General features: G+C 36.2%; 11 protein-coding genes. 8 read left to right on the top strand and 3 right to left on the bottom strand.

The features are described 5' to 3' along the window. Nucleotides 1-310: hypothetical protein (locus tag WC644_13220; protein MFA5012895.1), on the top strand; the 310-nt coding region annotated here is incomplete at its 5' end. Between the two features lie 75 nt (nt 311-385). Here WC644_13220 and WC644_13215 read toward each other — a convergent pair. Further along, complete coding sequence (locus tag WC644_13215; protein MFA5012894.1) at nt 386-901, bottom strand: cytidylate kinase family protein; 516 nt, start codon at nt 899-901, stop codon at nt 386-388. Continuing rightward, nucleotides 898-1104, bottom strand: a complete 207-nt coding sequence (locus tag WC644_13210) for a hypothetical protein (protein ID MFA5012893.1) — start codon at nt 1102-1104, stop codon at nt 898-900. The genes WC644_13215 and WC644_13210 overlap by 4 nt, the downstream gene beginning before the upstream one ends. 156 nt (nt 1105-1260) lie before the next feature. On the opposite strand from WC644_13210, the gene WC644_13205 reads away from it, so the two are divergent. From WC644_13205 to pssA, 7 genes are all read left to right on the top strand, one after another. Beyond that, entirely contained in the window at nt 1261-2604 is a 1344-nt protein-coding gene (locus WC644_13205) for a deoxyguanosinetriphosphate triphosphohydrolase (protein ID MFA5012892.1), read from the top strand. A 1005-nt stretch (nt 2605-3609) separates the two neighbouring features. After that, nucleotides 3610-4170, top strand: coding sequence for a DUF1579 domain-containing protein (locus tag WC644_13200; protein ID MFA5012891.1), 561 nt, complete (start codon nt 3610-3612; stop codon nt 4168-4170). 206 nt (nt 4171-4376) lie between these two features. After that, nucleotides 4377-5066: a (d)CMP kinase gene (cmk, locus tag WC644_13195; GenBank protein MFA5012890.1), complete on the top strand. Its 690-nt coding sequence runs from the start codon at nt 4377-4379 to the stop codon at nt 5064-5066. Between the two features lie 85 nt (nt 5067-5151). After that, on the top strand, nt 5152-7074 hold the full coding sequence (gene rpsA / locus WC644_13190) for a 30S ribosomal protein S1 (protein ID MFA5012889.1): 1923 nt from the start codon (nt 5152-5154) through the stop codon (nt 7072-7074). A gap of 141 nt (nt 7075-7215) precedes the next feature. Next, the gene (purC, locus tag WC644_13185) at nt 7216-7923 is read left to right on the top strand and encodes a phosphoribosylaminoimidazolesuccinocarboxamide synthase (GenBank protein MFA5012888.1); all 708 of its coding nucleotides are present in this window, start codon (nt 7216-7218) and stop codon (nt 7921-7923) included. Between the two features lie 7 nt (nt 7924-7930). Continuing rightward, the gene (locus tag WC644_13180) at nt 7931-8599 is read left to right on the top strand and encodes a phosphatidylserine decarboxylase family protein (protein ID MFA5012887.1); all 669 of its coding nucleotides are present in this window, start codon (nt 7931-7933) and stop codon (nt 8597-8599) included. Beyond that, nucleotides 8596-9321 carry a CDP-diacylglycerol--serine O-phosphatidyltransferase gene (gene pssA / locus WC644_13175; GenBank protein ID MFA5012886.1) on the top strand — a complete coding sequence of 242 codons (726 nt, stop codon included), beginning with the start codon at nt 8596-8598 and terminating at the stop codon, nt 9319-9321. The genes WC644_13180 and pssA overlap by 4 nt, the downstream gene beginning before the upstream one ends. A 3-nt stretch (nt 9322-9324) precedes the next feature. On the opposite strand, the gene WC644_13170 is transcribed toward pssA, so the two are convergent. Then, nucleotides 9325-10464 carry a cysteine desulfurase family protein gene (locus WC644_13170; GenBank protein ID MFA5012885.1) on the bottom strand — a complete coding sequence of 380 codons (1140 nt, stop codon included), beginning with the start codon at nt 10462-10464 and terminating at the stop codon, nt 9325-9327. Nucleotides 10465-10476 lie beyond the last annotated feature (12 nt).

Here is a 10476-nt window from a genome sequence, read left to right as displayed (position 1 = left end):
ACAGAGGGCACAGAGGAGAAATTTATTTATTGCTAAGAGCAAGAGCATTTTACCACAGAGTTCACAGAGGGCACAGAGGAGAAATTTATTTATTGCTAAGAGCAAGAGCATTTTACCACAGAGTTCACAGAGGGCGCAGAGGAGAAATTATTTTATTGCTAAGAGCAAGAACATTTTACCACAGAGTTCACAGAGGGCACAGAGGAGAAATTATTTTATTGCTAAGAGCAAGAGTATTTTAACACAGAGTTCACAAAGCACACAGAATGCACGGTGCAGTAAGAACTGCGAATTTATTGCAAAGAGCTAATGCCGCAGAATAATGAGCAGGTGACCCACCTAAGCACAAATACACAAAAGAAGAATTACGGAGCAAAAAATACTTTTATGTGATGGTGCGTTTTTTCAGCTTTTGAACTTCATTGATAATCATTAGAATTACGTCTTCAGTTTCAAATGATTCGAAGTTTATTACGAGTGAATAAAGCAACGGGTTATCGATATCCTTGTTAAAATATTTTTTAATATAGTTTTTTCTGTTTTTATCCTCTGTCTGGATTAATTTTAATGCCTGTACCCTGTTGAGCTTAAAATAATTCTGGACATTAATTATCCTGTTTTCAAGACTGTCTAATATACGCAGATGCAGACCGTACTTGCATTCAGCGGTGATGATGTTGGAACCGCGTCCGACAAACACAACGTTTCCAATGTGTGACAGGTGCAGAATTGTATCGCTTACCTTTTTTATTAACTTGTGCTCGTTTGGATGAAGTCCGAAAAGCTGTTCGATAACATCCTGAAATTCAGAGACCTTCTTCTCGGGCATAAATTTCTTTATTTCCTTTGGGAGATTATGCTCTTCGAGAACCATTTCGAGTACGTCCTTATCGAATATCATCCATTTATTTTCGGATTTACTTTCCTGCTCGTTAAGGTGATGGACAAGCTTTTCGGGAAATTAACACCTCCAGCACCCGTAGTACGCGAAATTGAAACAAACGGATTCCCCGGAAAGGCTGATTTATCGAGTGTTTTAAGCGATTTCGCAAACTTATGTTCGAAGTATTTTTTGAATATGTCTATTGAAGTTTTGTATTCCATGATAAATTCCTTTATTTAATTTAAATTAGCAACAATTTTGTATTTAAGTAAAGGATAATATTTAGGTATCATTTTAATATTTTAGATTGGGTTATTATTGACTAATTTAGTCATTCATTTATTATTAAACTTTTATGATTATACAATTAAATACATATGATGGACTGGAATAATCTGTTTTCCGTTAAGAGACTCGAAGAAAAATATACGGATTCTGCAAATCAGACAAGAACAACTTTCGAGGTTGATTTTGACAGGGTTGTGTTTTCATCTGCATTCAGAAGACTGCAGGATAAGACACAGGTTATTCCCCTGCCGGAAAGTGATTTTGTGCATACAAGATTGACGCATAGCCTTGAGACTTCATGCGTTGGACGCTCGCTGGCAAAGGAAATCGGGAAAACGATTATTGACAGGAATGGATTGGAATCCGTTACCGTCGAAGATTTCGGCTCTGTGGTGGCGACTGCATGTCTGGCGCATGACATTGGGAATCCGCCGTTTGGTCATTCGGGTGAATCTGCTATTAGCAATTATTTCAGAAAGGGTGCAGGCAAGAAATTCGAGAAAGACATTCCTCCGGAGAAATGGAGCGACCTTGTAAATTTTGAGGGGAATGCAAACGGTTTCAGAATTTTGACGAACAGGCATAATATACTAAAAGGAAACATCCGCCTTACATACAGCACTCTTGCAGCTTTTACAAAATATCCATGCGCTTCATTCAAAGAAGGAAAACAGCATCAAAACAGAATACATAAAAAGTACGGATACTTCTATGCGGAAACGGAAAGTTTTGAAGAAATCTTTGGTGAACTAAAAATTGTAAAGAATAAAGACGGAATATATTCAAGACATCCGCTTGCGTACATCATTGAGGCAGCTGATGATATATGTTACAGAATAATCGATTTTGAGGACGGAATCAGAATAGGACTTATACCTTTCGAGCAGGGAAGAGATATACTGCGTTCAATGCTTTCGAATACGTACTTTAAGCAATCGAAGTTCAACAACATAAAAGACATAAAAGAACAAATTGGTTATTTAAGGTCGAAAGTTATTACTTCACTTATTGAAGAAGTATCGGAAATATTTCTTGATAATGAAAAGGATATTCTGAAAGGCGATTTTGATAAAGCACTGCTGGAGGAGATTGACAAAAAGAGAATGAAAATACTGAAAGAAATTGAAGCACTATCGGTAAGAAACATATATAATTCTAAAGATGTTGTTATGATAGAAATTTCCGGATTCAGTGTAGTAGAGAAACTAATGGATTTGTTTATAAATGCAGTTAACAGTTTTCGAGACCTGAGAGACAGGATTCATAAAGAAGACGTATTGAGCGATAAGCTCATTGAGATTTTACCGAAACAGTATCTTGGAAACGACGGATACCCAGAGAAAGATTTGTACTTAAGGATTTTACAAATATGCGAGTTCATTGCAGGGATGACGGATAGTTACGCTATATCGCTATTCAGAAAGCTAACGTAATTTCGTAAAGCAGGAGATTTTACCGCTGAAGCATACAGAGAGGAACATCGCTGCAAGAGAACTGCAAACAAATAAGAACTTTACCACCGAGGAGAACAGAAATAATCACAGAGCACGGCTTAGTCGATTGCTATTCTCCGCGGCGAATCCGCCTCGGCGGACAAACAAAATAAAAATTTACCACAGAGTTCACCGAGAATAATCACCGAGAACACTGAGAAAAAACATTAATTATTTCAAAGAGAATTTATCACAGAGTAAGAGCAGAGAATACGGCGTAGCCGATGGCTACAAACAAAATAAAGACAACATTAACAAAGAATTTAACCGTCCGCCACGGCGGATCTTCGACACCCAGAGAGCGCAGAGAACAAATACTAAAACAAGAAAGATGATTTTTACCGCAAGGGTCGTCCGCCCAACAAGACGGCGGATCTTCGACTCGGAAGCAAAGGATGCAAAGAAAACACTTGAGATTTTTTCTTTTATAAAAGTTTGTTTTTATTACAAAGTTTTTAAACATAGTAACACTGAGAAATAACATTAATTATTTCAAAGAGAATTTATCACAGAGTAAGAGCAGAGAACACGGCGTAGCCGATAGCACAAACAAAATAAAGACAAACAATAACAAAGAAATTAACCGTCCGCCACGGAGTTCGTCTCAGAAGTATATAAACCGAAAGTTATAAAAGAAAAACCACGTGAAACATTCTGGATTCCAGCTTTCGCTGGAAAGACAGAAAGGGAAAAACGGGTTTTAAGACAAACACCACGGCGAATCTAAGAAAAAGAAAACTGTTAAGCCTTTTTCTTTTATAAAAGTGTGTTTTTATTATACAGGTATAAGAGATAGTTTCACTAAGAAAAAGATGTTTTATTGTTTTCAGAAGAGATGAGATTTTTATTATTGACAAGAGATTTTTGAAGTAAGACAACGATTGCGCTATACTGCTTTTTAATTGATATTTTGTTATATTTATTCATAAACTAAATAAAACAGCTATGAAAAATTTAAAACTATTTATTCTACTGGCACTTTTATTTCCGGCATTATCATTTGCACAAAACGATGATATGCAAAAATGGAAAGAATACATGACACCGGGCAAGGAACACGAACAACTTGCAAAAATGAACGGTGACTGGAATTTCACGAGTAAAATGTGGATGGACCCTAACGGAGAACCTTCTACTACAGAGGGTACTGCATTCTGCAAAATGATACTCGACGGAAGGTATTCTCAAATGGAAGTAAAGGGTAATTTTATGGGAATGCCTTTTAACGGTATAAGTCTAATAGCTTATGACAACGGGAAAAAGATTTACATAAGCACATGGATTGACAATATGGGAACGGGAATCATGTACGGTGAGGGAAAATACGATGACGCAAGCAAATCAGTTATAATAAAAGGCAAAATGTATGACCCGATGTCCGGAAAAGATACTGATTATAAGGAAACGATGAAATGGACGGATGAAAATACAATGTCGATGGAATCATTCTCATTAATGGATGGAAAAGAAATCAAGACAATGGAAATAATCTATACAAGAAAATAGTCTTTATTTTTCATTCCTCCTTTTGACTTAAAGGAGGAATGAATTCTAATCTAACTCAAAATACTCTATTATAATGATGTATTTTCAATGACTTACATCATTTCAATCAGAAAACTCCAGTAAATCTCCTTAGATTCTTTATAACTTGAATAATTAGCTAATTTTTACGATATTTATTGTTTTGCAAAAACTGATTTTATGTTTTAATGGATAATGGAAACTTGATTATTACGATTGACGGTCCGACAGGAACCGGGAAAAGCCTTGCAGCAAAATATTTAGCGTTAAAACTCGGTTATAAATACTATGACAGCGGTATTTTTTACAGAGCCGTTACTTATTTTGTGCTGAAGAATAAAATAAAGCCGAATGATTATCTTGCAATATGCAAAGCAGCTCAGAACATAAAAATCAGTATAGAAGACGAAAAGGTAAGCATAAACGGCGAGGATATTTCAGGTTCGATAAAAGATATAGATGTAACAAATAAAGTAAGCGGAATAAGCAAGATTGGAAAACTCCGCCAGATACTTAACCAGAAAATAAAGGCGCTTGACGACGGTTCGACGAATATTGTAGTAGAAGGCAAAGATATTGGAGCAGAGGTTTTTCCGAATGCAAAGTTTAAGTTTTACCTTGTTAGCGACATGAGTGCAAGGATAGCGAGAAGGCAGCAAGATTTTTTAGATAACGGGCAGAAATTTTCAAAAGATAAAATAGCACGAGAGATAAAGCTCAGAGACGATGTAGAAATAAAGAAAGCACCTGCAATAGTAAAGAAAGCGCAAGATGCCGTAAAAGTTGATACAACAAACATGATTGTAGAGGAACAGGTAAATTATTTATACAGAATAATTATTAATCCGGAAGCGATTTTAAACCAGCCTGAGGGATAGATACCCGAGGGGATTATAAAAATAAAACTTTCATTTTTATACCGGCTTGAAAATGGAAAGTAAATTAACCGGGAACCAAAAATATATGTCAGAAAAATTTAAGAAAGAAGAAGTTGAGGAAACAAAATCTGCGGTAACTGCAGAATCTTCAAAGAGCGCAGAAAAAATTGTAACAAGGTTTATATCTTCAGATTACAACGAAGATGAATTTCAATCTATGCTAAAGCTTTACGAAAGAACCTTTAATGTCATTAAAGAGAATGAACTTGTAAAGGGTAAAATCGTAGCAATACACGGTGAAGATGTTTTGATTGATATAGGCTCAAAATCAGACGGCAGAGTATCAATTAATGAATTTGCACATCCCGAAGAATTGATGGTCGGTAATGAGATTGAGATTTTCCTTGAGAAGATTGAAGATAAGGAGGGACAGCTTGTTCTTTCTAAGAAGAAAGCCGATTCAATCAAGATGTGGGACAGGATTGTTGAAGCACAAAGAGACGGAACTATAGTAAAAGGCAAGTGCCTAAGAAGAATCAAGGGCGGATTCGTTGTTGACTTAAGCGGTTTAACAGCATTTTTACCCGGTTCACAAATCGATACCAAACCTATAAGAGATTATGATGAATACGTCGGCAAGATGATGGACTTTAAAGTACTGAAAATCAATAACCAGATAGAAAATATCATTGTTTCTCATAAAGTCCTGATTGAAGAATCAATGGCAGGACAGCGCGAAGAACTTCTTAAGTCAATAAAGAAAGGCATGACGCTTAAAGCAACTGTTAAAGCAATAACAGACTTCGGCGTTTTTGTTGACCTCGGCGGACTTGACGGATTGATACACATTACTGATCTTTCATGGGGGAGAATAAACCATCCTTCAGATGTAGTTAAACTTGACGATGTAATCGACGTATTTGTGATTGAATTCGACGCAGAGAAATCAAGAGTCTATCTTGGTTTAAAGCAGCTTCAATCGCATCCATGGGATAACATACAGGAGAAATTCAAGGTAGGTGATAAAGTGTCAGGTAAGGTAGTATCATTAACAGACTATGGTGCGTTTATAGAGATTCAAAAAGGTATTGAAGGACTAATACATATAAGCGAAATGTCATGGACACAACATATTACGAATCCGAGCCAGATGGTAACGATGGGTCAGCTTGTAGAAGCACAGATATTAAACATTGACTTTGAAAACAGAAAGCTATCGCTTGGAATGAAACAGCTTACACCGAATCCATGGCAGAGTCTTCTTGATAAATTCCCTGTAGGTACGAAACAGAAGGGCAAAGTCTGTAACATAACCAACTTCGGAATATTTGTAGAACTTGAAGAAGGCGTTGACGGTCTTGTTCATATTTCAGACCTCTCATGGACAAAGAAGATACTCGATGTTAATGAATTTGTTAAAATGGGTGACCCGATTGAAGTCGTTATACTCGGTATTGATGTTGCTAACCAGAAGATATCCCTCGGACATAAACAATTGTTTGATAATCCATGGGATACACTTGAGACAAAGTATAAACCGGGACTTGATACAGAGGCTAAGATTCTTAAGACGATTGAAAAAGGAATTATTGTTGAACTTCCTGACCAGGTAGATTCATTCGTTCCTGCTTCACAGCTTTCGACGAGCTCTGTAAGAAACTTCGGAGAATTATTCAAACCGGGTGAGATACTTAAAGTAAGAGTTATTGAATTTGATAAAGTAAACAAAAAAATTGTACTTTCCGTAGTTGAATATCTTAGAGACAAAGACCAAAGCGAAATTGATGAGTATATTGCAAAATTCAAGATTCCGAGAAAATTCTCTCAAAAAGACATACAGGAAAGAACAAAGACATACGAGACAGAACAGATTGATTTCAGAATAGAAGATATTATTGGTGACGAGCAGAATATTCCTGTAGTGCAGGTTCCAGATACACATCCTGTAGAGAATTTGACCGCTGCAGAAGAAACTCCGAAGAATGACAATCCCGAAATAATAGGATAGAATAAATTGTAAATTGAAAAAAGAACCCGTGTTTATACTATAAGCACGGGTTTCTTTATGAATAGAAGGTATTTTGTAAGAATAGAATTTTAAGTTTAAAATTCTTAATTTGATGAAATGATAAATTAAATCAATACGAAATTGGAAAAAACTCTATTGTACGAAGGCAAGGCGAAACGGATATATTCCATTGCCGGCAATAACGAAGTAGTCATTCAGGAATTTAAGGATGATGCAACTGCTTTTAACGGGCTTAAGAAAGATGTTATTCATAATAAGGGAATCAGAAATACTGAAATTACGACTATACTTATGAACTATCTCGGCGAGAATGGAATACCCACGCATTTCGTAGAAAAGATATCTGAAAATGAAATGATTGTAAAGAAGGTTGAGATTATAAAGGTCGAAGTTGTGTGCAGAAACGTTGCCGCCGGAAGTCTTGTGAAAAAATTTGGTTTTAAGGAAGGTACATCTCTTCAGACTCCGATTGTGGAATATTACCTTAAATCTGATATACTCGGCGACCCTTTGTTTACGGTCGATCATATAAATGCTATGGGTCTTGCATCGGTTAAGGAAATGGAATACATTAAATCATTGACGCTGATAATTAACGAATTACTTGTTACTTTTTTCAGGAAAAGAAATATAAGAGTAGTTGATTTTAAGCTTGAATTCGGAAGAGATAAAGATAACAGTATAATTCTTGCAGACGAGATTTCTCCAGACACATGCAGATTCTGGGACGTTGAAACGAATGAAAAACTTGACAAGGATAGGTTCAGGTTTGACCTCGGTAAAGTTGAGGATGCTTACGAGGAAATACTAAACCGTATTAAGAGTTAACCGTAAAATGAAAATTACAAGTTACGGCAAAGATGTTGTGATGAAAGTTGTTTACATAACGCTTGCTGTTGATATAATAGCATTCTGGATAAGCAATCCTGCCGCGAAGATAATTCTGTTCAGTGTTTCACTTCTGCTACTGCTGTTCACTCTTTACTTTTTTAGAGACCCCGCAAGAGAACTTCCGTCAAATTTAGATGTTTCATCTGTTTTATCACCCGCTGACGGCAAGGTTGTTCTAATTGAAAATATAAACAACAATTATAAGGAATTCTTTGGCGATATAAATTTAAAGCAGCTAAGCATTTTTCTATCACCTCTAAATGTACACGTCAACTGCTATCCCGTAAGCGGTACTTTAAAATATTTCAATTATATAAAAGGCGAGTATTTAGTTGCCTTTAACCACAAAGCGTCTGAAAAGAATGAAAGAAGTGAACTTGGGATTGAAGCAAATGACGGTAAAAAGCTTATCTTCAAACAAATTGCAGGTTTTGTTGCGAGAAGGATTGTATGCGACGTGAAACTTGACAGCAGAGTAAAAGCAGGAGCGAAATTCGGAATGATAAAGTTCGGTTCAAGAGTTGACTTGCTTTTTAATGCTGACACAGAAATTAAGGTAAAGATAGGAGACAAAGTTACAGCAGGTCGTACAATATTAGCAAACCTTAAATGATAATATCAAAAAAATTTATACCGAGTCTGTTTACGATTCTTAATGCATTCTGCGGTTTTGCTTCTGTAATAAACTCTTCAAATAAAGAATTTGAGACTGCCGTACTTTTTATATTGTATGCTGCCGTGTTTGATGTGTTTGACGGACTCGTTGCAAGAATTCTCGATTCTGCTTCTGATTTCGGTGTGGAACTTGATTCGCTTTCTGATATAGTTTCTTTTGGGTTTGCGCCAGCGTTTTTGCTTTACCAGTTCTTCTTTATAGATTATAATGCTTCGGGAATACTCGTTGCATCGTTGGTTCTTGCTTTTTCTGCTATCAGGCTTGCAAAGTTTAACATCAGCCTAACAGGTTACAGCAAAGATGTATTTTATGGTATTCCAACTCCGATGTCAGCATTGATTCTTTGTTCTTATGTAATTTATTTCCATAATAAAATATTCACTAAGGAATTCAGTGAAGTGTTTATTTTCGTACTGACCATTGCCGTTTCGCTTTTAATGGTAAGTAATTTTAGGTTTCCTGCAATGCCTTCCTCATTTAGTTTGAAAGCAATTAAATCAAATCCGCTACAGTTCATTTTCTTATTTGCAGGTATTATGATTATAATTTTAACAAAAGGAGTTGCGATTTTTCCTATAGGTCTGCTTTATGTGCTGATTGGAATAATAATGACAATTTTTCCTTCCAAGAAGAAAAAACATCTATCACAAAAAAACTAATACTTATTTTATAAGTATCTCCTTCAAAGCCTTTACAAGAGTCTGAACATCTTTTTCAGTGTTAAACCTTCCGAAAGAAACCCTTATAGATGAGAGGGCAGTTCTTTCGTCAACACCGAGATCAAGCAGCACATTCGAAGGTTTCACCGAACCCGACGAACATGCAGAACCACCCGAGACAGAGACTTCCTTCAAGTCGAGCATAATTGTCAGCATTCCCGATGGTACGTTAATCTTATCCGGCAAGAATGAAACATTAACAATATTATTAAGTGTATTTTCCCTGCTTCCGTTTATCCTGTATTTATCTTTGAAATTATTATCAAGTTCTTTCAGGAATAAATTCTTCAAATTTCCGTAATGAATTATATCCCCCTGCATCGATTCTTTTAGTATTTCAATTGCCTTTTTAAGCCCAGCTATACCGGCAGCGTTTTCAGTACCCCCGCGCATGTTCCTTTCCTGCCCGCCTCCATGAAAATATTTATCAATCTTCAGGCTCTCATCAACAAACAGAATCCCTACTCCTTTTGGTCCGTAAATTTTATGCGCTGAAACAGTTAGAAAATCAATCCCAAGTTCTTTTGGCTTAACTGAAGTTTTACCCACACTTTGTACAGTGTCGCTGTGAAAAGCGGCTCCAAAACTTTTACACAATTCGGATATAGACCTTATATCATTTACTGTACCCGTTTCATTGTTGGCGTGCATGACAGAAACGAGTTTTGTGTTCTCTTTTAAATGCGGTTCGAGGATTTCTCTCGTTATTAATCCTTCAGAGTTTGGTTTTATTATTTCTGTATCATAACCAAATTTCCGCAGATATGTGAAAGTGTCAAGAACTGCGGGATGTTCTGTTGACGATGTAATGTAATGACTACCTTTTCCGTTTATGAATGCAAGTCCTTTAATCGCAAAATTATTCGATTCCGTACCGCCGCTTGTAAAAAATATTTCTTTAGGTTTGGTGCCAAAGAAATCTGCAATAGCTTCTCTTGATTCTTCGATTAAAACTTTTAGTAATTTCCCTTGCCGATGAGTCGAAGAAGGATTCCCATAATGTTCTTTCAAGTAAGGCAGCATAGCTTCCAGCACCCTCTCATCAGTTTTAGTTGAAGCTGCATTATCAAGATAAACGTTCATATCAGTTTTATT

The sequence above is a fragment of the Ignavibacteria bacterium genome (assembly GCA_041649015.1).
Lineage (GTDB): Bacteria > Bacteroidota > Ignavibacteria > Tepidaquicellales > Tepidaquicellaceae > CAIKZJ01.
The sequence above is the reverse complement of the archived record's forward strand: the minus strand, read 5'-3'. Positions and strand labels throughout refer to the sequence as shown.

Bases quoted from the DNA above. Each gene is read 5' to 3' on its own strand.
- pssA (MFA5012886.1), top strand. From the start codon at position 8,596: ATGATAATATCAAAAAAATTTATACCGAGTCTGTTTACGATTCTTAAT.
- cmk (MFA5012890.1), top strand. From the start codon at position 4,377: ATGGATAATGGAAACTTGATTATTACGATTGACGGTCCGACAGGAACC.
- WC644_13180 (MFA5012887.1), top strand. From the start codon at position 7,931: ATGAAAATTACAAGTTACGGCAAAGATGTTGTGATGAAAGTTGTTTAC.
- WC644_13215 (MFA5012894.1), bottom strand. From the start codon at position 901: ATGATATTCGATAAGGACGTACTCGAAATGGTTCTCGAAGAGCATAAT.
- WC644_13205 (MFA5012892.1), top strand. From the start codon at position 1,261: ATGATGGACTGGAATAATCTGTTTTCCGTTAAGAGACTCGAAGAAAAA.
- WC644_13200 (MFA5012891.1), top strand. From the start codon at position 3,610: ATGAAAAATTTAAAACTATTTATTCTACTGGCACTTTTATTTCCGGCA.
- WC644_13210 (MFA5012893.1), bottom strand. From the start codon at position 1,104: ATGGAATACAAAACTTCAATAGACATATTCAAAAAATACTTCGAACAT.
- rpsA (MFA5012889.1), top strand. From the start codon at position 5,152: ATGTCAGAAAAATTTAAGAAAGAAGAAGTTGAGGAAACAAAATCTGCG.
- WC644_13170 (MFA5012885.1), bottom strand. From the start codon at position 10,464: ATGAACGTTTATCTTGATAATGCAGCTTCAACTAAAACTGATGAGAGG.